This is a genomic window from Mucilaginibacter mallensis (genome assembly GCF_900105165.1).
In the GTDB taxonomy this organism is placed as follows: domain Bacteria; phylum Bacteroidota; class Bacteroidia; order Sphingobacteriales; family Sphingobacteriaceae; genus Mucilaginibacter; species Mucilaginibacter mallensis.
The window spans coordinates 1,246,431-1,268,616 of record NZ_LT629740.1 but is presented as its reverse complement, the minus strand read 5'-3'; the positions used below and the strand labels follow the sequence as shown (position 1 = coordinate 1,268,616).

The 22,186-nt window shown below is 41.0% G+C and carries 24 protein-coding genes; 16 read left to right on the top strand and 8 right to left on the bottom strand.

The genetic code is table 11. The features are described from left to right. Positions 1 to 79 precede the first annotated feature (79 nt). The 8 genes from BLU33_RS05205 to BLU33_RS05170 all read left to right on the top strand — a co-directional run bounded on the left by BLU33_RS05205 (position 80) and on the right by BLU33_RS05170 (position 9,618). Complete coding sequence (locus BLU33_RS05205) at positions 80 to 3,199, top strand: tetratricopeptide repeat protein (protein WP_091370007.1); 3,120 nt, start codon at positions 80 to 82, stop codon at positions 3,197 to 3,199. Positions 3,200 to 3,230: 31 nt separating this feature from the next. Beyond that, the gene (locus BLU33_RS05200; protein WP_157682054.1) at positions 3,231 to 5,084 is read left to right on the top strand and encodes a porin family protein; all 1,854 of its coding nucleotides are present in this window, start codon (positions 3,231 to 3,233) and stop codon (positions 5,082 to 5,084) included. 40 nt (positions 5,085 to 5,124) lie between these two features. Further along, a complete protein-coding gene (locus BLU33_RS05195; protein WP_091370003.1) occupies positions 5,125 to 6,303 on the top strand; it encodes a hypothetical protein in 1,179 nt (392 codons plus the stop codon). 2 nt (positions 6,304 to 6,305) lie between these two features. Continuing rightward, positions 6,306 to 7,013, top strand: a complete 708-nt coding sequence (locus BLU33_RS05190) for a MotA/TolQ/ExbB proton channel family protein (protein ID WP_091370002.1) — start codon at positions 6,306 to 6,308, stop codon at positions 7,011 to 7,013. Next, on the top strand, positions 7,010 to 7,408 hold the full coding sequence (locus BLU33_RS05185; RefSeq protein ID WP_091370000.1) for an ExbD/TolR family protein: 399 nt from the start codon (positions 7,010 to 7,012) through the stop codon (positions 7,406 to 7,408). Before BLU33_RS05190 ends, BLU33_RS05185 begins: the two co-directional genes overlap by 4 nt. A gap of 107 nt (positions 7,409 to 7,515) precedes the next feature. Then, positions 7,516 to 8,325, top strand: a complete 810-nt coding sequence (locus tag BLU33_RS05180) for an energy transducer TonB (protein WP_091369999.1) — start codon at positions 7,516 to 7,518, stop codon at positions 8,323 to 8,325. A 185-nt stretch (positions 8,326 to 8,510) separates the two neighbouring features. Further along, positions 8,511 to 9,119, top strand: a complete 609-nt coding sequence (locus BLU33_RS05175; RefSeq protein WP_091369997.1) for a YdeI/OmpD-associated family protein — start codon at positions 8,511 to 8,513, stop codon at positions 9,117 to 9,119. A 4-nt stretch (positions 9,120 to 9,123) separates the two neighbouring features. After that, a complete protein-coding gene (locus tag BLU33_RS05170) occupies positions 9,124 to 9,618 on the top strand; it encodes a GNAT family N-acetyltransferase (protein ID WP_091369995.1) in 495 nt (164 codons plus the stop codon). A gap of 13 nt (positions 9,619 to 9,631) precedes the next feature. Here the strand turns inward: BLU33_RS05170 and BLU33_RS05165 are convergent, their stop codons facing one another. The 5 genes from BLU33_RS05165 to rpsF form a co-directional block, all read right to left on the bottom strand. Further along, entirely contained in the window at positions 9,632 to 10,018 is a 387-nt protein-coding gene (locus BLU33_RS05165) for a group III truncated hemoglobin (RefSeq protein ID WP_091369993.1), read from the bottom strand. 700 nt (positions 10,019 to 10,718) lie between these two features. Next, positions 10,719 to 11,399, bottom strand: coding sequence for a monofunctional biosynthetic peptidoglycan transglycosylase (gene mtgA / locus BLU33_RS05160; protein ID WP_091369992.1), 681 nt, complete (start codon positions 11,397 to 11,399; stop codon positions 10,719 to 10,721). 257 nt (positions 11,400 to 11,656) lie between these two features. Then, positions 11,657 to 12,100: a 50S ribosomal protein L9 gene (gene rplI, locus BLU33_RS05155; RefSeq protein WP_091369990.1), complete on the bottom strand. Its 444-nt coding sequence runs from the start codon at positions 12,098 to 12,100 to the stop codon at positions 11,657 to 11,659. 15 nt (positions 12,101 to 12,115) lie between these two features. Next, complete coding sequence (rpsR, locus tag BLU33_RS05150; RefSeq protein WP_022833472.1) at positions 12,116 to 12,379, bottom strand: 30S ribosomal protein S18; 264 nt, start codon at positions 12,377 to 12,379, stop codon at positions 12,116 to 12,118. Continuing rightward, complete coding sequence (rpsF, locus tag BLU33_RS05145) at positions 12,379 to 12,744, bottom strand: 30S ribosomal protein S6 (RefSeq protein WP_091369988.1); 366 nt, start codon at positions 12,742 to 12,744, stop codon at positions 12,379 to 12,381. The genes rpsR and rpsF overlap by 1 nt, the downstream gene beginning before the upstream one ends. 100 nt (positions 12,745 to 12,844) lie before the next feature. Between rpsF and BLU33_RS05140 the strand changes: the two genes are divergently transcribed. From BLU33_RS05140 to BLU33_RS25015, 4 genes are all read left to right on the top strand, one after another. Next, a complete protein-coding gene (locus BLU33_RS05140) occupies positions 12,845 to 13,090 on the top strand; it encodes a hypothetical protein (RefSeq protein WP_091369986.1) in 246 nt (81 codons plus the stop codon). Between the two features lie 58 nt (positions 13,091 to 13,148). Then, entirely contained in the window at positions 13,149 to 14,183 is a 1,035-nt protein-coding gene (locus BLU33_RS05135) for an AI-2E family transporter (RefSeq protein WP_157682053.1), read from the top strand. Positions 14,184 to 14,375: 192 nt separating this feature from the next. Further along, positions 14,376 to 16,199, top strand: a complete 1,824-nt coding sequence (locus tag BLU33_RS05130) for a DNA polymerase III subunit gamma/tau (protein WP_091380223.1) — start codon at positions 14,376 to 14,378, stop codon at positions 16,197 to 16,199. A 154-nt stretch (positions 16,200 to 16,353) separates the two neighbouring features. After that, a complete protein-coding gene (locus BLU33_RS25015) occupies positions 16,354 to 16,917 on the top strand; it encodes a hypothetical protein (protein ID WP_157682052.1) in 564 nt (187 codons plus the stop codon). 79 nt (positions 16,918 to 16,996) lie between these two features. On the opposite strand, the gene BLU33_RS05115 is transcribed toward BLU33_RS25015, so the two are convergent. Then, the gene (locus BLU33_RS05115) at positions 16,997 to 17,419 is read right to left on the bottom strand and encodes a hypothetical protein (protein ID WP_091380220.1); all 423 of its coding nucleotides are present in this window, start codon (positions 17,417 to 17,419) and stop codon (positions 16,997 to 16,999) included. Positions 17,420 to 17,493: 74 nt separating this feature from the next. Next, positions 17,494 to 18,210, bottom strand: coding sequence for a hypothetical protein (locus tag BLU33_RS05110; protein WP_157682051.1), 717 nt, complete (start codon positions 18,208 to 18,210; stop codon positions 17,494 to 17,496). Positions 18,211 to 18,395: 185 nt separating this feature from the next. On the opposite strand from BLU33_RS05110, the gene BLU33_RS05105 reads away from it, so the two are divergent. The 4 genes from BLU33_RS05105 to BLU33_RS05090 all read left to right on the top strand — a co-directional run bounded on the left by BLU33_RS05105 (position 18,396) and on the right by BLU33_RS05090 (position 21,368). Further along, positions 18,396 to 19,625: an NADP-dependent isocitrate dehydrogenase gene (locus tag BLU33_RS05105; RefSeq protein WP_091369976.1), complete on the top strand. Its 1,230-nt coding sequence runs from the start codon at positions 18,396 to 18,398 to the stop codon at positions 19,623 to 19,625. Between the two features lie 108 nt (positions 19,626 to 19,733). Next, complete coding sequence (locus BLU33_RS05100; protein WP_091369974.1) at positions 19,734 to 20,024, top strand: nucleotidyltransferase family protein; 291 nt, start codon at positions 19,734 to 19,736, stop codon at positions 20,022 to 20,024. Then, a complete protein-coding gene (locus tag BLU33_RS05095; RefSeq protein ID WP_091369972.1) occupies positions 20,017 to 20,361 on the top strand; it encodes a HepT-like ribonuclease domain-containing protein in 345 nt (114 codons plus the stop codon). The genes BLU33_RS05100 and BLU33_RS05095 overlap by 8 nt, the downstream gene beginning before the upstream one ends. Before the next feature lie 26 nt (positions 20,362 to 20,387). Continuing rightward, positions 20,388 to 21,368, top strand: coding sequence for a type I phosphomannose isomerase catalytic subunit (locus BLU33_RS05090; RefSeq protein ID WP_091369970.1), 981 nt, complete (start codon positions 20,388 to 20,390; stop codon positions 21,366 to 21,368). 193 nt (positions 21,369 to 21,561) lie between these two features. Here BLU33_RS05090 and BLU33_RS05085 read toward each other — a convergent pair whose 3' ends face one another. Beyond that, the gene (locus tag BLU33_RS05085) at positions 21,562 to 22,185 is read right to left on the bottom strand and encodes a class I SAM-dependent methyltransferase (RefSeq protein ID WP_091369968.1); all 624 of its coding nucleotides are present in this window, start codon (positions 22,183 to 22,185) and stop codon (positions 21,562 to 21,564) included. Position 22,186 lies beyond the last annotated feature (1 nt).

Sequence of the window (22,186 nt, the reverse complement as noted above, 5' to 3'; positions counted from 1 at the left end):
TTTTTCAACATTTGTGAATTTCTAATGTGAATTGCCTTTTTTTGTATTCGCTAATTTAGCAACTTGTTAGCATGTGCTTATGATCAAACTAAGATACACCTTCCTGTTAATACCCATATTTTTTACACTATCGTCTCAAGCCCAGCAAGACCCTTCATTTGAGGTGTACCGAACCTACCAAACGGCCACCGACCTGCTTAGTAAGGGAAGATATGTTGCCGCTGCAGAGCAATTCCGTTTGGTTGAACAGGCACGGCTAAAACCGAGCACCCAGGCAAAGTATGAATCAAAGCTTACGCTTGTACAGGAAAACGCACAATACTATGAGGCTTTTTGCGAATTAGAACTAGGCAATGATGATGCCGAAAGCATGCTTTTGCGCTTCACCAAGGAGCATCCGGAAAATCCTTTATCAAAACTGGCTTTTTTCCAGATCGGCCGCTCCTACTTTAAACAGCAAAAATATACCGATGCCATGCGTTGGTTTGATAAGGTGGAAGCAGGCGAATTAAACGGCCGCGACAATACCGAGTATAAATTTGACAAGGGTTATTGCTATTTCACAGCTAATGACTACAAAAACGCCCAGGAACTATTCTCAGAGGTAAAAGCCAAACATGGCCCTTATACCGAGGATGCAACTTATTATTTTGCCTATATAGCCTACCTTAATAAGGACTATCACCTGGCGCTGGCAAATTTCGAAAAGCTTAAAAATTCAAAGAAATACGAAAACAGCTATCCGTATTATATCTCGGCCGTTTACTTTTTAGATAAACGTTATGATGATGTGATCAGCTATGCAGTGCCTATCCTTAACAGCACCCATCAGCAGCACGAAACTGAAATGCTGCGCATTATTGGCGCTTCATATTTTGCAAAGGCCGATTATGATAACTCGGTAAAATATTATAGCCGGTTTGAGAATGAGGATCAGGGCAAAACTCAAAACACACAGGATAGCTACCAGATGGGTTATGCTTACTACAAAGTAGGCAATTACGCCAAAGCAGCAACCGAGCTGGAAAAACTGGTGGAGCAGAACGATATTTACAGCCAGAGCGGGAATTATACGCTGGGCGACATATTCCTGAAAATGAATAACAAGCAAAGCGCCCGCAATGCCTTCCAGGTAGCTTCAAGGCTAAGTTTTGACCCGCAATTACAGCAGGATGCTTTGTATGAATATGCAAAACTATCCTACGAGCTTGATTTCAATACTGAGGCGCTGACTGCTACGCGCCTTTACTTAAAAAACTATCCGCGTTCGGGCCGTAATGATGAGGTTAAGGTTTTATTAGGCGAGGAACTGCTAAACTCCCGCAACTATAAAGAAGCGGTTGACATATTGGAGCCTATCCCCAACAAATCCCTAAGCGCTCAGGAGGCTTATCAAAAAGTAACTTATTACCGAGGCCTTGAGTTTTATAATGAACGTGCTTTTGAAAATGCTATTGGTATTTTCCTTCGCTCATTAAAATATCCTATCGACACAAAAATACAGGCCCTTACCACTTACTGGATGGCTGAAGCTATGTACGAGGTGCGTAAGTATGATGAGTCGGTTGAAACATTTGAGCAGTTTCTGGCAATGCCCGAAGCTAAACAAACCGATGTAGCCAACTTTGCCAACTACGCGCTGGCTTACGCAGCCTTCGGTGGTGAGAAATATAAAAAGGCGGCTACTTACTTTGAAAAATTCCTGCAAGGCGAAGAAAAAGATACCGCGACCATAAATGATGCAACTGCCCGCCTGGGTGATAGTTATTTTGTATTGAAAGATTATGGTTCGGCGCTTAAATATTATAACCGTATTATTGATAACCGTAGTCCGGGCCAGGATTACGCGCTGTTCCAGCGCGGTATTATACAAGGCTTGCAGGGATCACAGGATGCCAAGATCAGCACACTTACCTCTGTACTGAACCAGTTTCCGAACTCTGATTATGCTGATGATGCATCATTTGAGATCGCTTATGCTTACTTCCTGAAAGGTGATGGCACCACTGCCAAAACCGATCTGCTGGCTATGATAGATAAATATCCGCATAGCAGCTATGTGCCACGTGCCTTGATGACTATGGGCCTGATTGATTATAACGCAGGCAGCGATGATACCGCCGTTGAATTCTTTAAACGGGTGGTGCAGGATTACTCATCAACCGATGAGGCCAAGCAAGCGCTTAAACAAATTGAAAAGATCTATACCGATAAAGGCGATGCGCAAACTTTCATCAACTATGCTTCAACTACCCCTATCGGTAACTACAGCAGCGCCGACCAGGAAGGCATTATGTATACTGCTGCCAATAACCTGTATTTAAGGGGCGACTGGCAGGGTACTGTAGGTGCTGTTAATGCTTACTTTGACAAGTTCCCTACTAAACCAATATATAACAAGGAGGCCCACTTTATCCGTGCGGAAAGCTTGGTTAACCTTGGGCAACCGGCCTCGGCTGTGAATGATTACAATGTGATATTAAACGATTGGACCAGTGCCTATACCGAAAAATCATTAATCAGCATGGCGAAGCTCTACATCGCGCAGCAAAAATATAACGATGCGGTAGTATTCCTTAAAAAACTGGAAACCAACTCAGAGTATAAGTCAGATTACACTTTCGCTATTAACAACCTGCTGCTTTGCTATTCGCAGATGGAGATGGCCGATGATGTGCTAAACTATGTGAAGGAAGTTAGAGGCAATGAAAAAACATCAGAGGAAGATAAATATAGAACAGGCTTATACGCCGGTAAAGCCTACCTGCAAAAAGGCGATACTACCAGCGCTGTAAAAGAGTTTAACTATACCGTTAGCAACACAAAAACCGTTGCCGCTGCCGAAGCTAAATATAACATAGCCAATATCGACTACCTGAAAAGGCGTTACAAAACATCACAAAAAGCCTGTTTCGACCTGGTTAAGGAGATGCCTAACTATGATTATTGGGTAGCCAGAACTTATATCTTATTAGCTGATGATTACATGGGCTTGAAAGATAGTTTCCAGGCTAAGGCTACACTGCAAAGTATAATTGAGAATTATAAAGGCAACGATGATATTTTACCAACGGCCAAACAAAAGCTTGATAAAATAACAGGCAAAAACTCAGCTATTGATACGGTAAAACCCGACAGTACGCAACAAACAAAACCAGATACTACTAATATTAAACCAGCGGGCAATGGTGGCAATTAAGAGGATGACAAGGCATAAAACGACACAAGCAATGAAACTACGATATATATACATGCTGCTGAGCTTACTGTTAGTATTATACTTTGTACCTGCTCATGCGCAAACAAAGCATAAGGCTAAAAAAGCTGCCGCTAAATCTACAGCTAAAAAAACAACTAAGCCGACCGCAAAAAAAACCACCAAACCGGCAGCAGCACCATCCAAACAAAAGAGTGATGCTAAAAAGTTAGGCGACGCGGCAGCAAATACCAGCGCGGATACTACTAAATCAGGTGGCAATAAAACACCGGATAAAAATCAAAATGCGCTGTCGGAAGAGATCGTAGTAACTACGGCCTATAAACCGGTATTAGCCGATGCGGTTAAGATCCGCCGTAACCCCGATCTGGAAACTAAGATCCCTTTTAAAGCACCTTTAACTTATACTGTTTTAGATAAAAGATTAGCACAGGATAACGAGATCCGCCAGTTGGATGCTATGCCTATGCCAGTGCAGCAGGATTCTCTGCCGGGGAACAACTACGCTAAAGTAGGCCTCGGTAACCTGAAGACCACTTACGGTGAGGTTTATATTAATAACGGTGCCGATCAGGCGTTACAGACAGGCGTTTATGCCAAACACCTGTCAGAGGATGGAAGCCTGGACAAGCAGGATGCCAGTAAAAACGAAATTGCTGTATTTGGCAAAAGCATAGGTGCTACCAACTCCGTTAGCGGCCGTATTGATTATAAATACAACAGCAACTATTTTTATGGCTTTAACCAGGATGTTCCGCCAACAATTGCAATTACGCCCCAGCGTCAGCATTTCAGCATCATAGGTGCCGAAGGCGAGCTTACCAAAAATTATGCTGATGTACCTAACGATTTCACCTACGCCTTTAAGCTTAAAGGGTATAATTATAGCGATGCTTTTAAGGCCCGCGAAAGTAATGTGGTATTATCAGGCTTTTTGAATGAAACCATACAGCAGTTTTATGTGGGTGCATCAGGCTCGCTTGATCTGAGTACGCAAAAGGATAGCGCATACAATTATGGTAATAACCTGGTACGGGTAAACCCTTACATCAAATTCCAGGGTGATAACTATAAGGTAGATGCCGGTGTTAACATAGTTGATGAGTTTGGTTTTAAATCGGCCTTTTACATTTTCCCGTCGGCCAAAGCAGAAATACAGGTAATACCTAAATATGTGCGTTTGTTTGTTGAGGCCACAGGCGATGTAAACAAAACATCGCTGCTTGATTTTTCAACAGTCAATCCGTTTATAGGGCCAAACCTACAGATCAAAAACTCGGTTGATCAGCTCGACCTTAGTGCCGGTTTAAAAGGCACCCTGGCGCCGGGATTAGGCTTCAAAGCTTTCATATTCCGCAATAGCGTAAAATACCTGCCTATGTTTGTAAGCAATTTCGGCCCGCAGGGAAACAAATATGCTGTGGTATATGATAATGGTAAAACACGCGTAAATGGCTTTAATGGCGAACTGGATTACAAGGCATCAGAGGATGTAAATATATTTGGCCAGGTTGATATCAGGAGCTATAATTTATCGCAACAACAGGAAGCATGGAACTTGCCTAAGTTTAAATTAACTGCCGGTACAACAATCAATATAAATAGCAAAGTGTCTGTTACAGGCTCATTATTGTTCCGTGGCAGTACAATGGATGCCCCATATGCCGATGCAGTTAATTTAATTAAAGTTACCCCTACCACTATCAGCTCATTTGCCGATCTGAGCGGAGGTGTTGATTATAAGGCTACCAGTAAAATATCGGTGTTTGTAAAGGTTAATAACATTTTAGACACAACAAATCAAAGCTACCTGTATTATCCTGACTACGGATTTAATATATTTGGCGGTGTTGGCTATTCTTTTTAAGCTTTTTTGATATTTTATAATTAACCGTACTTTTAGCGCAATGGATGTAGCCTATTATATAAGTGAACTATTAGGGCAACTTGGCGAGGTAAATGTGCCCGGGTTGGGCTATTTTGCGCGCCTGCGTATTGATGGTTATTATGATGAGCGCGAGGCTACTCTTTACCCTCCACAGTATAAAGTAGCGTTCGACAGGCAATCCATAGATGATGAGGCGCTTTACCAGTATATCGCCGAAAAAAAGAACATCTCGCTGGCATCATCCAAATATTTTACTGAAAAATATATTGCTACCTTAAAAGAGCAGGCTGCAAAAAGCGAAGTTGCCTTTGCCGAATTGGGTGTTATATATATAACTAATGGCAATATTACTTTTAAAGCAGCGCCAACATCAGCCGGTGATCCTTCTTTTTTTGGCTATCCGCAGATAAAATTAAATAAACTGGGCAATACCCCTGTTGAAGAACCAGCAGCGCCAAAAAACTCTGAACCTGAATTGCCGGTTGAACCGGTAAGTGAAGTATTCGAGCCAGTAGCCGAAGAGTATAAACCACAAAGCTACATACCACAGCCAACCGTGTATTCGCAGGACCCCGAGACTTACCAAACAGCAAATGATGAGCATGACGAACTAATTGATACTGATGTTCCGCATCTTGATGGCACCAAACCAAAAAAATTAACCTATGTGCGTGTTCTTACTGCATTGGCTATAGTCGCAGCATTAATAGTATTGGTGGTGTTTGGCTTATATAGATATGATCCCGTTTTATTTAATGGTATTACTACAGTAAAAAATACACCTGTTGCTGTAAAACACGATACCGTTAAAACAGATACCCCTGCCCAAAAAACAGATACCGGCAAAACACATGCAACGATTAAAGGTGATACAACTGCAAAAATACCGACTCCGGTTACTACTACTGTTACCCCACCGGTTGTTAATGATACGCTTACCAAAATACATTATGAAATTTTGGGTGGCGCATTCCAAACCCTTGACGAGGCTAAAATTGCTATCGGTAATTATAAACATTTGCAAATTAATGCGCGGATACTAAACAATGTCCCCGGCAAGTTATATAAGGTAACTTTAGGTACCTATTTTGATTACCAGCAAGCAGTTAATGCTGAAGACACTTTACTAAAAACAAAAAAAATAAGTAAAAACAGTATAAGTTTACAACCATATCATCCCAAAAAAACTAATCCATAACAATGAGTTTATTATTGCAGATAACAGATACAGCGAAAAAATTAGCAGACACGGTGACCAATCTCTCCAAAGCCGGGGGTACAGCAGGTGATGAATTGCATTTTGGCGATCTGCTGATAAAGGGTGGTGTGATAATGATACCCATTGCCTTACTGGCCATTTTAGGGTTGGTGATATTTTTTGAGCGGTATTTCACTATCCGCAAAGCATCAAAAAATGAAAACAACCTGATGATGCAGGTGCGTTCAAGCGTAATGTCGGGCAATTTGCAGTCGGCCATAGCCATTTGTAAAAACAGCAATACCCCGCTGGGCCGTATGTTACAAAAAGGCTTGTTAAGAATAGGCCGACCTATAAAAGATATTGAAGGCGCTATTGAAAACATAGGTAAACTGGAAGTAGCTAAGCTTGAAAAAAACATAGGCATTTTAGGTATCATTGCCGGTATTGCGCCGATGTTCGGTTTCCTGGGTACTATTTATGGTGTAATCAAGATATTTTATGACATCGCCCAATCGGGTAACCTGAGTATAGGTGTTATATCAGGAGGTTTATACGTTAAAATGGTTACTGCGGCGGCCGGTTTATTTGTGGGTATGGTTGCTTACATATGCTACCACGTTTTAAATATGATGGTTGATAAGGTGATCCTGAGCCTTGAAACTGATGCTATTGAATTTATTGACCTGTTAGAGGAGCCCAGCAAATGAATTTAAGGAACAGGAAAAATAGGATTGCTGCCGAAGTGCAGACATCGGCGATGAACGATATAATGTTCTTCCTGCTTTTGTTTTTTCTTATCGCTTCAACCATAACAAATCCCAATGTTATTAAGTTACTGCTGCCGAAGTCGTCAACCAGTCAGTCGGTAACTAAAAAAACGGTGAACGTATCTATAACCAAGGATCTGCGGTATTTTGTGGATAAGAAAGAAACAAAAACAGATCAGCTGCAAACGGCCATAGCCGCTTATAAAAACCTGGCTTCCGAGGTTACTATAGTTTTATACGTTGATAAAACCGTAGCCATACAGGATGCAGTAGTAGTAATGGACGTGGCCCAAAAACTAAATATGAAACTGGTTCTGGCAACGGAACCTAAGTAGGTTGTTAGTATCAAGTAGCTAGTATCAGGTATCAAGACTAAAAAAACTAATACCGGCGATGCAGCTCCATACTTGATACTAAATACTTGATACCTGATACTAAACAAATGGAATACAAACAAGAAGAAAATAACTACCCGAAGGCATTTTTAGCGACAGGCATTTTGCTGGCTGCTATTGTGGCTATGTGTTATTTTATTGTATTTCAGAGTCCGCCGAAGCAGGAAGAAGGTACGGGTGGCATATTGGTAAATTATGGCACTACCGACCAGGGTATGGGTACCGATTATATGAGTACTGAGCAGCCATCAGTGGCAGAGAAAGCCAACCATGCAGCACCAAACAAGGTTACCCCTGCCCCACCTACCGAAAAGGTACAGGAAGAGAGCAGCGACAAAAAAATAGCAACCCAAAATAATGAGGATGCCCCAGAGGTAGCATCAACCGCCAAAAAACCTACTGCAAATGTTGCCACGCAAGCTACAAAGGCCGTAGCCAAGCCCGTTGTTAACCAGAACGCATTATATAAGGGCAAGACAAATGGCGGCACAGGCGCAGGCGATGGCACCACCAACACTCCTGGCAACCAGGGCAAGCCAAACGGCAGCACACTTACCAACAATTATAACGGAACGGGATCGGGCAATGGCGGCAGTTTAAACCTGATACAGCGCAGTTTTATCAGTAACCCAACTGTTACTGATGAGCACAGGGTTACCGGTAAGGTATCTATTGATATTCATGTTGATAAAAACGGTAATGTAATTTATGCCCAGGCGGGTCGTGGTACTACCATCACCGATTATGACCTAATAAAAAAATGTGAGGACGCCGTTAGAAACTCCAAAGTAAACGCCCTTGATACCGCACCTGATACCCAGCAGGGACAGGTAGTATTTGTATTTAAGCTGAATTGATAATCTCTTTCGCCCCGCGTCATTGCGAGGAACGAAGCAATCTCTATGCTATACAGAGCAAGAGAAAGGTGTAGAACATGCAAAGTTTGACCTGCCTGTTTAGAGATTGCTTCGTTCCTCCAATGATGCACATGAAGAAAAACCTACATATTTCACTTTTCCTCAAAAACCATTAACTTTATTTTATGGGACAGTACGACGCACAGGTTGATGCCTATATTGAAAAATCAGCGGCATTTGCAAAACCAATTTTAAACCACATCAGGGAAATAGTACATGCGGCATCGCCATTAATAACGGAGAGTATTAAATGGGGAATGCCTTTTTTTGAGTATAAAGGTCCGGTTTGCCAGATGGCTGCTTTTAAGGAACACTGCGCCTTCGGTTTCTGGAAAGCATCATTACTGAACGATCCGCACGGTCTATTAAAAATTGGCGATGGTGCTGCCGGTAGTTTCGGGCGTGTTGAAACTATTGATGACCTGCCGACACCTGATGCTATAAAACATTTTGTATTATTAGCTATTGAAAACAACGACAGGGGAATAAAAATACCCGCAGCAAAGAAAGCTCCTGCCGAAAAAAAGGAATTGGTTACACCAGATTATTTTGAAGCGCTGCTGAATGATAATCCAAAAGCAAAAGAAGTATTCGACAAATTCAGCTATTCGCACAAAAAAGAATACCTCGAATGGATTATCGATGCAAAGACTGACGCTACACGCCAAAAACGAATGCAGCAGGCTATTGAGATGATGGAAGAAGGAAAATCGAGAAATTGGAAATATCAATAATTAAATGTTAAACCTGCCTCCTTATAAGGAATTCCCTGAATTGCAATATGATAACATCATTATGCGGCAAATTTCAACTACCGATATTGCCAATATAATAGATATATGTGTTTATGATGGTAAATGGGCCGTTACCGCGCATGACGCGCTGGAAATCTTAAATAAAATTGATAAAGATTACCAGGACGGAAATTCTATCCATTGGGGGATAGTTGACATTGGCAAAAATATAATTGTTGGCTCTTGTGGTTATTACAGAGGGTTTGATAATGATACCGGTGAGATGGGCTTTATTCTAAAATCTGAATTTAGAAGAAAGGGATATATGTTAACTGCAGTTAATTTAGCTGCAAATTATGGATTGATGGATATGGGCCTAAAAAAGGTAATTGCCATAACTTCAAACAGAAATATTAAGGCAAAAAACTTATTAACGCGGGCAGGGTTTGAAATAGACCGGACGCTTACTGATGAGGACATTCAGTATAAATACTGCTAACTAATCCCAATAATTATTGGATCGCTCTTGAATTATCTCTGAAATGATTAATCTTCAACTCAAACATTTCGGCCATTTTACCGGCACGCCACTTGGCTTCTTCGGCTTTATCGCCTGTAAATAATTCATCAACCGTTTGGTTAAACAGGTTTATCCATTGTTTAAAGTGGCTGCCATCAACCGGTAACTTAGCATGCGGCGGAAACGGACTGCCATAATAAGTATGCTCGCCTAACAAGGTGGTTTGCCAAAAGGTGTACATTTTTTCAAGGTGATGGTGCCAGTGATTACCTATACGCTCATTAAATATCGGTGCTAAAAGGGCATCATCCTGCACTTTAGTGTAAAAGGTATCCACCAATAGTTTTACATCATCAAGCGTAAGGAGTTCGTTGTTCATTGGGTATAAAGTTACGGGGTTGGGTGGAGAGTACTATAATGAGGGGGTAAAAATTACAAACCCTAATAGTTATTTTCTCCAAGCGTCATTGCGAGGAACGAAGCAATCCCCGACTGTGCAGAGCGGAGATGCTTGTCTGTTGAGTTGCATGGTATCGCTCATAGCCGCTAGGCCTAGTCCTTTTGTCTTCGACACAAAAGGACCAAAAAGTCAAGTCAGTAGAAATGCTTCTTTGCCGCACGAGCCCATTGCCCTGCAAAATCAGGCAAAACCTGGGCTGCTATATTTTTACCCTGCTGTCGCTCGCTCATTCCCCACGCTTCTGTAAAAACCCGCTATGCCCTGCCATTCCGCACAAGGCCACCATCGTTTTGCCCGCTTTCATCCGAAGCTGTTCTACTGACAGGGGAAGGAAGAACCTTAGTTCATCCAACCCTCTCCAAAGGTGAGGGCATTAATTGCCCCATGATTAAAAGCGGGTAAAGGCCCGACAAAAAGCGCGGGCCTGGGTGTTTTGCCTGTGTGCGGAAGGATCTTTTTGTCTTGACTTTTTGGTTCTTTTGTGTCAAGACAAAAGAACTAGCCTCCGCGGCAATGAGCGGCTTCAAGCGATGTTCACGCCAACATATTCGTGATGCCTACGTAGAGATTGCTTCGTTCCTCGCAATGACGCGCGGAGAGAATACTATGACGGATGAAGCTAAAAATCCAACGGTCCCAGCCTTCTCATATTCTTCAATATCAAATACTGCCTGTGGGCCACATAATCACTCGGGTGGGTTGGCGACCACTTCAAAGGATCGGGGAATATAGAGGCTATGGCGGCGGCTTCGTGTTTGGTGAGATCTTTTGCGTTCTTATGGAAATAAGCCTGCGAGGCGGCCTGTACACCGTATATACCATCGCCCATTTCAATCTCATTAAGGTAAACTTCCATAATGCGTTTTTTGCTCCAGAAAATCTCTTCCAATATGGTGAAGTAAGCCTCAAAAGCCTTGCGTACATAAGAGCGGCCAGGCCACAGGAAAACGTTCTTGGCAGTTTGCTGTGATATGGTGCTCCCCCCTATCAGTTTATGGCTTTTGGCATTTTTATCAATGGCGCGCTCCATCGCCTTAAAATCGAACCCGAAGTGATCCAGGAAGCGCTGGTCTTCCGCGGCTACGGCGGCGCGTTTCATGGGGTCGGCAATGTTATCAAAATCAACCCATTGCTTATCTATCTTCCAGTCCTTCCCCTCTGATTTCCGTTCAAAACCACGCTCTATCATCAGCAATGTAACCGGCGGGTTTATAAAACGGTACAGTATCACCCATAAAATAGTGATGCCAAAATAAAACAGGAAAAATAGTTTAAGAAACCGGAGGATAAGTTTTAACATTTCGACTGTAAAAATAATTTGATATTTCGGATTTTGGATGTGGGAGTTGGGATTTATTTTCCTTAACAGCGCCTAACCAACATGTCATTGCGAGCGATAGCGCGGCAACCTCGTCGCATGCATATTGAACGCGACGAGATTGCTTCGTCGTTCCTCCTCGCAATGACATGTATATAAACAAAAAAAGGCGTTTTGCTTTCACAAAACACCCTTTTAATATTGTATCAAATCCGAAATCGAAATTCCGGAATCCGAAATTACTCAGCTACCACTTCAAATGGTACGCGTACTTTTACTTCTTTGTGCAAGTTTACATTTGCAACATACTCTCCTACAAATTTAGGCTCAGTATCAAAAGTAATACGACGACGGTCAACTTCAAAGCCTTCTTTTTTCAAAGCGTCAGCTAATTGAATAGTGTTGATAGCACCGAAAATTTTACCGCTTTCGCCGGCTTTTGCACCAATGGTAAGTTTAACACCTTCCAAACGGGCAGCTATCGCGTCAGCATCCTTGCGGATCTTTTCTTGTTTAAACTGAGCCTGTTTAAGGTTTTCAGCTAAAACTTTACGTGCGCTTACTGTAGCTAATATGGCGTAGCCTTTAGGTAAAAGGTAGTTACGGCCATAACCTGGTTTAACGTTTACTACATCGTCTTTATCACCCAGGTTTTTTACATCTTGTTTTAAAATAACTTCCATTTCTTAAATCTCCTATTATTTTAATGAATCCGTAACATAAGGTAATAAACCGATATGGCGTGCACGCTTAACAGCCTGAGCCACTTTACGCTGGAATTTTAATGAAGTACCAGTTAAACGGCGAGGTAATACTTTACCCTGATCGTTAATGAACTTTAATAAAAAGTTTGCGTCTTTGTAATCGATGTACTTGATACCGTTCTTTTTGAAACGGCAGTATTTTTTACGGTTATCCTCCACCTTGGGAGCGGTAACGTATTTAATTTGCTCGTTAGCCATTAGTGTGCTGCCTCCTCTGTTGCTTTAGGTTTTTTGTTAAAAGCACCGCTGCGTTTTTTGTCATTGTAAGCAATGGCATGTTTGTCCAAAGCAATGGTCAGGAAACGCAAAACACGCTCATCGCGCCTTAACTCTACCTCCAATTTGTTAATTAAATCACCTGGAGCCTTAAATTCAGTTAAGTGATAGTACCCTGTAGTTTTCTTTTGAATAGGGTACGCTAATTTTCTCAAACCCCAATTATCCTCTTGGACAATTTCGGCTCCGCCATCAGTTAAGATTTTGCTATATTTGGCATTAGCCTCTTTAGCAGTTTCTTCTGAAAGCAACGGGGTTAGAACGATCACGATTTCGTACTGTTGCATTATTTACTTTGATTTTTAATTATTTACCCGCTATTACGGGGCTGCAAATGTAATAAGAATTTCTTACTTTTCAAACACCCACAAACATAAAAACACAAATATGCTATTTATTGATAATGAAGACTTAACAACCATTAATTATACCTCACAACCAGCAATTACATCAACATTTGGCGGCGATGATGACGACGATGATGAGGATGACGACTGGACAGATATTGATGATGAGGATTTTGAGGATATAGCAAATGATGAAGATGATGAGCACGAAATGCAGATGGATGACGAGGAACTACAGCTCGACCCTGATGATGACGACCATTTGCCCGATGATGATCTGCAATAGATAATGACTATTACAACCTTTTAGCGAATTGGAGGTTATTAAACAAATCAACCAAACCATGAAAGAAGAAAAAGAACAAGTAGTAAAGAAAGAACTGACATACATTGAAAAAGTATGGCACACCGTTGCCATAGTCGCTTTGCTGGTTTGTGTAATATTAATAGCCCGTGTGGCCTTTAATATACTGCTGATGGTTTTGGCGGGATCATTGATCTCGGTTTATTTTCATGGACTGGGTGATGTTATTGAGCGCAAAACCAAGCTGAGCCGCAAATGGGCCATGACTCTATCCGTTACACTATCGTTTGTTATCCTCGGGGTACTTCTTTGGTTTATGGGCAGTACCATACAGGTGCAGGTTGCCGAACTGAGTAATACGCTGCCGCATACCGTAAATGTATTTAAAGAAAAGCTGAGCGAAAGTACGATAGGCCAAAAGATTCTTGATAATTTCTCCGATGGCAATACAACCAATCTTACCCATACTGTACAAGCGTTTTTTAGTACCAGTTTTGGTGTAATTGGCGATATATACATTATCGCTTTCCTGGGCATATTTTTTACGTCCAACCCCAATTCCTATAAAAACGGCATATTGTTATTGGTGCCAAAATCCAGAAAGGAACTTAGCAAACATATTATGGACAGGATAAGCCTTTCGCTTAAAGGTTGGCTTAAAAGCATGATGATATCCATTGTGCTCATCACTATTTTAATTGCCACAAGCTTATCCATTATCAGTATTCCAATGGCTATGGTGCTGGGTCTGATTGCGGGCTCACTCAAACTTATACCTAACTTAGGTTCATTACTGGCCATGATACCGGGCGTATTGCTGGCACTTACCATAAGTACTAATACAGCAATTGTTGTAGCTATAATATACATAGTTTCACAAACCATAGTATCAAACATAATAACGCCGCTCATTCAAAAAAAGATGATTGACCTGCCACCCGCTTTAACGCTCATAAGTCAGTTAATTATGGGCGTATTGAGCGGCGCCTTGGGCATTATTTTAGCGGTTCCGCTATTATCCATCTTAATTATTTTGGTTGATGAGTTGTATGTGAAAAAGATTAATGAGGCGTAGGATGATAATACCTGGCGTCATCCCGAACTTGTTTCGGGATCTCAAACGCTTGGTCAACTTCACGCAGGTCACCTGTCCTGTGAGATCCCGAAACAAGTTCGGGATGACATTTATTAACCATTTTATCACCCATTTTTCAACAATCCATCAACCCTATTTTAACTAAGGCATTTTCTCATTATCTTTATGGCTGTGGAGAATTTCATTGTTTCGGCACGTAAATACCGCCCGGCTACTTTTGAAAGTGTTGTAGGTCAGCAGCATATAACTAATACGTTAAAAAACGCTATTAAAAATAATCAGCTGGCGCAGGCATTTTTATTCTGCGGTCCGCGTGGCGTGGGCAAAACTACCTGCGCGCGTATATTGGCAAAAACCATAAACTGCACCAATTTGCAGCCCAATGGCGAGGCCTGCGGAACATGCGATTCATGCCGTTCCTTTTTAAACGGCAATTCCTTTAACGTTCATGAGTTGGATGCCGCCTCAAACAATTCGGTTGATGATATCCGCAGCCTTATTGAGCAGGTACGCATACCGCCGCAGGGTGTACGCTATAAGGTATATATTATTGATGAGGTGCACATGCTATCGCAGGCAGCTTTTAACGCTTTCCTGAAAACGCTGGAAGAGCCGCCCCACTATGCCATATTTATATTAGCCACTACGGAAAAGCATAAAATATTACCCACCATACTTTCGCGTTGCCAGATATTTGATTTTAACCGCATCCGCGTTGAGGATATGGCCAATCATCTGGCATCCATAGCACAAAAGGAAAGCATTACTTACGAAAATGACGGCCTGCATATCATCGCCCAAAAAGCTGATGGCGGTTTAAGGGATGCCCTCTCTATGTTCGATCAGATCGTGAGCTTTTCGGGTGGCAATGTAACCTACAGATCGGTTATCGATAACCTGAACATACTGGATTACGATTACTACTTTAATATAACCGAAAGCTTATTAAAAGAAGACAGCGCCAAAACGTTGTTGCTTTTTGATGAGATCTTAACTAAAGGTTTTGATGGCGCGCATTTTGTGTCGGGCCTATCGGAGCACTTGCGCAACCTGCTGGTAGGTAAGGATACATCAACCCTTAAATTATTGGAGGTTAGCGATGGTATTAAAACCAAGTACCTGCAGCAATCACAGGCTTCGTCGGTTTCGTTCCTGCTATCGGCTATGAATATTGCCAACCAGTGCGATCTGAATTATAAGCTCAGCAAAAACCAGCGCTTACAGGTTGAACTGGCCCTGCTCAAGATGTGTTACCTCACATCGGCCTTTAACCTGGCCGCCGCGCCGCCTACTGCAATGCCCTCTCCGGATGGGCAATTAAAAAAAAAACCTGATACCTCAGCAGGGATAGCCCCACCTGTTGCTTCGGCAACACCAAACCCGGCCCCGGCCCCTGCTCTTAATGATGCCCCTGCAAATTATACTGCTGCAAAAAAAACGCCATCAATAAATACAGAGCCAGTAAACAATGCTAAGGAAACCCTTGTAGCCGAAAAGCCTAAAATATTTATACCCAGCTTAAACACATCGTCAACATCAATAAAGATCCCATCATTAAAGGATCTGGGTAAAGGGTCGGAGGCGATGATTGATGAGGAAGAAGATCCCTACCTTAAAGGCGATGACAAGGATGATTTTTCGCCAGATGATTTTTTAAGGCACTGGCATACTTACGCCGCCAAGTTAAAATCCGAAAGCAAACATAATTTGTTAAGCATATTTAACACCAATGCCGCTAAAATGCTGCGCCCTTATGAGTTTGAAGTAGTAGTTGGCAACAAGGTGCAGGAAAATCTCTTCAGGGATGAAAGGCCGTATTTGCTCAATTACTTGCGCAGTAATTTAAAGAATTACACTATAGAGGTAAATGTTAGGGTTGATGAAATAACAGCTGTTAAACGCCCTTATACCAACCAGGAAAAGTTTCAGTACATGGCTGCTAAGAACCCACAGCTTACAGAGCTTAAGCGAAAATTCAACCTTGATTTTGATTAACCATTTGGTCTACTTTTATTTTCATAATCAGATTTAAATATTTCTGCTTAAACTTATTTTTTGCGCTGTTACTTAACTATCAGCTTTTTGTGCGATAACATACTGCGCAGATTAAACATTTATTTAGCTTTGCAACTCCTAAACAATATTGTTAATGAAAAGACCTTTACTTTTAGCAACACTATTTACAGCGCTGAGCATTTCATTATATTCATGCAAGCTTGATGCTCCAATATATCCAAAACAACCCAATGATTCCGGGACTGGAACGAGTACGAATACTGGAACAGGTACGGGAACTGGTACTGGCACAGGAACGGGAACTGGTACTGGCAATAGCCAATTAACCGGCACGTGGAAAGTTACATCATCCATTACAGAAGTCCTTACTACGTCGTATACCGTTGTTGCCGGCACGGCTCAAACCGATGATCCCGACTTCAATAGTGCAGTGATTGATAATATTTCACAAACTGCTGTATTTACATCAACATTTGGCACAGATGAAGATTTTAGTTATTCTACATCAACCACCGGCGGTAAAACGTATATTACTTTTAGCGAAGCTCTTTACCCTATAAGTAGTAATCCTCCAATACAAATAACTTCATTAACCACAACATCAATGACCTGGTTTACTATTGACCCAACGTTGATTGATAATGGTGCTGGTGGTAAATATTATTTGGCTTATCAAACAACATTTACAAAACAATAAAATTTAATAGCATAAAAGGGGGTTAGTTTACAATTGTAAACTAACCCCCTTTTATTTTCAGGATAATATAAAATTTTAATTATTTCCTGTCATTTTTGGGATATCCTTCTTCGTCCAGATCGTCCCTGTCATCTTCGGCCGTACGGGAAAGGAGTTCATCTGTTGGGTCAAGCTCAACTATTTCGCCGTTATCAATATGCATACCTAACTGGTCAACATCTGTCTCCAATGATTCATTCGGTATATACTCATCTGATGTATCGTAAGGGTTAGCCTCGTCATAGGTGGAGTTCATATCCTCACCATTTTTTGCAGAAGTTTTATATGGATCGGGATGATCGTAATCCGGGTTATCGCTTTTTACATCGTATTCGTAGCTGTTGTCATCAGCATTATACTTCAATTGTTGCTTGTCAATTGTTTCGCCCAGCTCACCTCTAAGTATTCTGTCCCTATCTACACTATCATCGTCAAAAACGGGATCGTCAATTTCGTTGTTCATAGGTTTTGAGTTAATATAAGTAAATATACTAAAACCCTGCCAAAAAAATTGCAAACAAAAAAATTGGTAAAATATTAAAATTGAATTGACTTACGGTATGAAGTGAGCGCGCCGAAAGCAAATTTTAAACCAATGGTAAGCTGACTAAACTTGTCCTTGCTCTTGCCCGTCTCATAACCATCAATATCATCGCCCATCACAAAATTATATTGATAAGCTATATCAACCTTTAAATTAGGGATATTATACTGGTTGAAAATTTTAAACTCATATCCAATACGTGCGGGTATAAAAATTTCGTTACTGCTGTTTTTGCCGGGGGTATAATAACCAGGTATTAAAAAAGAATACCTGTTTGCTGTTACATGGTTTACTATATAACCTACACCACTGGATAGATAAAAGTTTTTCATGGCATTGGCAAATGGGCTCTCTGAATAATCTATAAGTTCACCTGCCTGCACCTGGGCCCTGAAAAGAAAAGCTGTAAAGCTGTTGGAGAATTGCCTGCCCGAACTATCCTTATACTCATTACCACCCTGCAGCTTACCGCCTTGTACCTCTAAAATATAGTTAATAAAAGGCGATTGGTTATAATTAAGTGAAACGTGTATTGTTGGAGTTGTTGTGATCGATTCCGCATCGCCATAAACCTGATCGGCACCGGCTGCTATACCAAAATCAAACTGATTATAATTGTACCCTAGCTGCGCTTTTGAAACCAGCACAGTAAAACACATAAATATTGTTAAAATTACTGTTTTTAAGGTAAGGTTTTTTATCATCAGCATTACGCGTATATCAGGTTGAAAATTAATTTGGGTATTATTCCATAAAAATAGCATCAATCTTAAACAAAACAATACCAAAACAAAATAATTTGTGCTATTGACAGGTTTTTGCCATTTATTGCCATTTAATTAAACAGGTAAAGCTCATTTTTATATATTTGAAACTATTAAACAAAGCATCAGAAATGTCAAAAATTAAAGTAGAAAATCCGGTAGTTGAACTGGATGGCGATGAAATGACCCGTATTATATGGAAATTCATCAAAGATAAACTGATAATCCCTTACCTTGATCTGGATATTAAGTATTATGATCTTGGTTTAGAGTATCGTGATGAAACTAACGACCAGGTGACTATTGATGCTGCAAATGCCATTTTAGAATATGGTGTTGGTATTAAATGCGCAACCATTACACCTGATGAAGAACGTGTAAAAGAGTTTGGTTTAAAACAAATGTGGAAATCACCAAACGGTACTATCCGTAATATATTAGACGGTACTGTTTTCCGTGAGCCGATCGTTATGTCGAACGTTCCGCGTTTGGTACCAAACTGGACAGCCCCTATCTGCATTGGCCGTCATGCTTTTGGCGATCAATACCGTGCAACTGATTTTGTAACCAAAGGAAAAGGCAAATTAACCATTAAATTCACCCCTGAAGATGGCGGCCCTGAGCAATCATTTGAAGTATTTAACTTTAAGGGCGATGGCGTAGCAATGGCTATGTACAATACCGATGAATCTATCAAGGGATTTGCACATTCGTGCTTTAACCAGGCCTTAATGAAAGGCTGGCCTTTATATTTATCAACCAAAAACACCATCCTTAAAAAATATGATGGCCGTTTTAAAGATATCTTTGAAGAGATCTACCAAAACGAATACAAAGCAAAATTTGCTGCTGCAGGTATCACTTATGAGCACCGCCTGATTGATGACATGGTTGCATCGGCCTTAAAATGGAACGGTAACTTTGTTTGGGCCTGTAAAAACTATGATGGCGACGTACAGTCGGACACAGTTGCACAAGGCTTTGGTTCATTAGGTTTAATGACCTCAACATTGGTTACTCCGGATGGCACTGTAATGGAAGCTGAAGCCGCGCACGGTACAGTTACCCGCCACTACCGCGAGCACCAGGCTGGCAGACCAACATCAACTAACCCTATCGCATCTATCTTTGCATGGACCAGAGGTTTGGAGTTCCGTGGTAAACTGGATAACAACCAGGCGCTGATCGATTTCTGTACTGCTTTGGAAGAAGTTTGTATTGAAACTGTTGAAAGCGGCAAAATGACCAAAGATTTGGCCATCACCATTAAACCAAAAGTTGAGCACGGTGTAGATTATTTATATACCGAAGAATTTTTGGCTGCAATAGATGAAAACTTGAAAAAGAAGCTGGCTAAGTAAGTCGTTTAGCTTTAGAATATGGAAGTCCGCATAGAAACTATGCGGACTTTTTTATTTTACAGTGAGAAGGTATCTGAATAGAAATTTTATAATTTCTATATTTGCTTTATGATCGATCTGAATAAAATAAAAAGTATTTTAATACAGCTAAAGCCAGAGCTGTTATTAAAATATCCAATAGCCTCTATTGGCTTGTTTGGATCTGTTGTGCGCGATGATTTTAATACCAATAGTGATATCGACATTATTGTTGACTTTAACGGGAACATCGGAATTGAATTTGTAACACTTGCCGAGGAACTTGAACAAAAGTTAAATCGCAAAGTTGATCTGGTTTCCAGAGGCGGTATCAAGCAAAAATATTTTAACGTGATTGAACCGGAGATAATCTATGTCTAACCGCCAGCCAAAACTTCTTTTAGAAGATATACTTGAAAGTGCTGAGAAGATTAATGCCTATACGCTCAATTTAACTTATGAAGAATTTATAGCGGATAGCAAAACTATTGATGCAGTAGTAAGAAACTTTGAAATTATTGGTGAAGCAGCAAACCGTTTGCCTGATGAACTAAAGGAAAATCACACCGAAATAGATTGGTTCAAGATACGCGGGCTAAGAAACAGAATAGTTCATAATTATTTTGGAATAGACCATAAGATAATCTGGTCTACAAAAGAAACCTATCTGCTCCAATTAATAACCCAAATAAAACAATTATTAAATAAATACGAATAATATCAAGTTATAATACATTTCATACCATGTCAACATTATATCCACTAAAATTCAAGACCATTTTTAAAGACAAGATCTGGGGCGGACAAAAAATTAACACCTATTTACACAAAGATTTTGGCGATCTGCCAAACTGTGGCGAAACCTGGGAGATATCAGGCGTTAAATCTGATGTATCAGTTGTTGAAAATGGCAGCTTAATAGGCGAATCGCTGGCTGATCTGCTGGAGCAATATAAAGACGAACTGGTAGGCAAAAAGGTTTATGACCATTTCGGTAACATTTTCCCGTTACTGGTAAAATTTATTGATGCGAACGAGGACCTGTCGATCCAGGTTCACCCTGATGATAAACTGGCTAAGGAACGCCATAACTCTTTCGGCAAAACCGAAATGTGGTATGTAATTGAGGCTGACCCGGGTTCAACATTAATAGCAGGTTTTAACAAGGAGCTTACGCAGGCTGAATACCTGGAGAAATTCAACAGCGGGCATTTAACCGATGTTTTGAATAAGGAAGATGTAAAAGCCGGGGATGTTTTCTTTTTACCCGCAGGCCGTGTACATACCATAGGCAAGGGCTTACTGATTGCCGAAATACAGCAAACATCAGATATCACCTACCGCATCTATGATTTTGACCGTGTGGATGACAAAGGCAACAAACGCGAACTGCATACCGAAGAAGCATTAGCAGCCATCGACTACAAACATTACCCGGAATATAAAACCCTGTATACTCCTGCAAAAGACGAGACTGTGCACTTAGTTAGCTGCCCATACTTTACAACCAACCTGCTTGATTTTAATGAAAGCACGGTAAAAGACTACTCATCGCTTGATTCATTTGTGATACATGTATGTTTGGAAGGATCGTATGAAATTAAATACAACGGCGAAACTTACCCGGTTAAAATGGGTGAGTGTATACTATTGCCAAAGGTGATTCACCACGTTGAGCTTTACAGCGAAAGGGGCTTTAAAATATTGGAAAGCTATATTGAGTAATATAACCGTTTAATTACGACATTATTCGCCACGCGTCATTGCGAGAAACGAAGCAATCTTTACGCAGATGAGGGTCATGCTGAGGCCCTCGAAGCATGTGGGCAAAGGCCTTTACGCTCACCCTTCGAGTGCCTCAGGGTGACACCCACCTTTCCTTAATAAGGATTGCTTCGTTCCTAGCAATGACGCTTTTTTATTCTTCTTGTTTATACACCTCCGACACAATAAAATCGCCAAAGAAAGTTTTCCTATCCGCAACCTTATAACCGGCTTCCGCAAAGCATTTCGCAATAGCAGGAAGTTTGGAGGCTTCTATCCCACATATTACTTTAAAAAACAGGAACATGGTTTTCAGTAAAAACTGCTGCCACCATTTACTCGTGAGCTGAAAATCAGTATTCAACCATAGTCCATCTCTTTTAAGCAGGCTGTGGATATGAGCGAATACTTTTACAAGTGTTTGCTCCGTAAAATTGTCAAATAAAAATGGGGTGACCACAACGTCAAAATCCGCGGGCAATGTTACATTCTCTACCGCATCATTAATAAATGTTACTGTATTACCGGCTACGTTTCTTTTTTGGGATAGCGCCATCATGTGTTCGGCTATCTCCACATAGGTAATGTTTAAGCCTGTGGGATGTATTTTACTTAATTCTTCCAGTATCCACCCTGTGCCTCCTCCTGCTATCAACACTTTACTATTTGCAGGCACATGCTTTAACAAATAAACCTGCGCGTTTACCAGTGCCTTGCCATAAACAATACGTGAGAGCCTGTCATAAAACCAGGCTGAGTTATTGTAATTGGCCGCCATA

Coding starts and splice junctions, on each gene's coding strand:
- BLU33_RS05095 (WP_091369972.1), top strand. CDS start 20,017: ATGTCTAACCGCCAGCCAAAACTTCTTTTAGAAGATATACTTGAAAGT.
- rpsR (WP_022833472.1), bottom strand. CDS start 12,379: ATGGCTAACGAGCAAATTAAATACGTTACCGCTCCCAAGGTGGAGGAT.
- BLU33_RS05110 (WP_157682051.1), bottom strand. CDS start 18,210: ATGCTGATGATAAAAAACCTTACCTTAAAAACAGTAATTTTAACAATA.
- BLU33_RS05085 (WP_091369968.1), bottom strand. CDS start 22,185: ATGGCGGCCAATTACAATAACTCAGCCTGGTTTTATGACAGGCTCTCA.
- BLU33_RS05170 (WP_091369995.1), top strand. CDS start 9,124: ATGTTAAACCTGCCTCCTTATAAGGAATTCCCTGAATTGCAATATGAT.
- BLU33_RS05140 (WP_091369986.1), top strand. CDS start 12,845: ATGCTATTTATTGATAATGAAGACTTAACAACCATTAATTATACCTCA.
- BLU33_RS05165 (WP_091369993.1), bottom strand. CDS start 10,018: ATGAACAACGAACTCCTTACGCTTGATGATGTAAAACTATTGGTGGAT.
- rpsF (WP_091369988.1), bottom strand. CDS start 12,744: ATGCAACAGTACGAAATCGTGATCGTTCTAACCCCGTTGCTTTCAGAA.
- BLU33_RS05115 (WP_091380220.1), bottom strand. CDS start 17,419: ATGAACAACGAAATTGACGATCCCGTTTTTGACGATGATAGTGTAGAT.
- BLU33_RS05100 (WP_091369974.1), top strand. CDS start 19,734: ATGATCGATCTGAATAAAATAAAAAGTATTTTAATACAGCTAAAGCCA.
- BLU33_RS05135 (WP_157682053.1), top strand. CDS start 13,149: ATGAAAGAAGAAAAAGAACAAGTAGTAAAGAAAGAACTGACATACATT.
- BLU33_RS05185 (WP_091370000.1), top strand. CDS start 7,010: ATGAATTTAAGGAACAGGAAAAATAGGATTGCTGCCGAAGTGCAGACA.
- BLU33_RS05180 (WP_091369999.1), top strand. CDS start 7,516: ATGGAATACAAACAAGAAGAAAATAACTACCCGAAGGCATTTTTAGCG.
- BLU33_RS05205 (WP_091370007.1), top strand. CDS start 80: ATGATCAAACTAAGATACACCTTCCTGTTAATACCCATATTTTTTACA.
- BLU33_RS05195 (WP_091370003.1), top strand. CDS start 5,125: ATGGATGTAGCCTATTATATAAGTGAACTATTAGGGCAACTTGGCGAG.
- rplI (WP_091369990.1), bottom strand. CDS start 12,100: ATGGAAGTTATTTTAAAACAAGATGTAAAAAACCTGGGTGATAAAGAC.
- BLU33_RS05090 (WP_091369970.1), top strand. CDS start 20,388: ATGTCAACATTATATCCACTAAAATTCAAGACCATTTTTAAAGACAAG.
- BLU33_RS05190 (WP_091370002.1), top strand. CDS start 6,306: ATGAGTTTATTATTGCAGATAACAGATACAGCGAAAAAATTAGCAGAC.
- mtgA (WP_091369992.1), bottom strand. CDS start 11,399: ATGTTAAAACTTATCCTCCGGTTTCTTAAACTATTTTTCCTGTTTTAT.
- BLU33_RS05200 (WP_157682054.1), top strand. CDS start 3,231: ATGAAACTACGATATATATACATGCTGCTGAGCTTACTGTTAGTATTA.
- BLU33_RS25015 (WP_157682052.1), top strand. CDS start 16,354: ATGAAAAGACCTTTACTTTTAGCAACACTATTTACAGCGCTGAGCATT.
- BLU33_RS05175 (WP_091369997.1), top strand. CDS start 8,511: ATGGGACAGTACGACGCACAGGTTGATGCCTATATTGAAAAATCAGCG.
- BLU33_RS05105 (WP_091369976.1), top strand. CDS start 18,396: ATGTCAAAAATTAAAGTAGAAAATCCGGTAGTTGAACTGGATGGCGAT.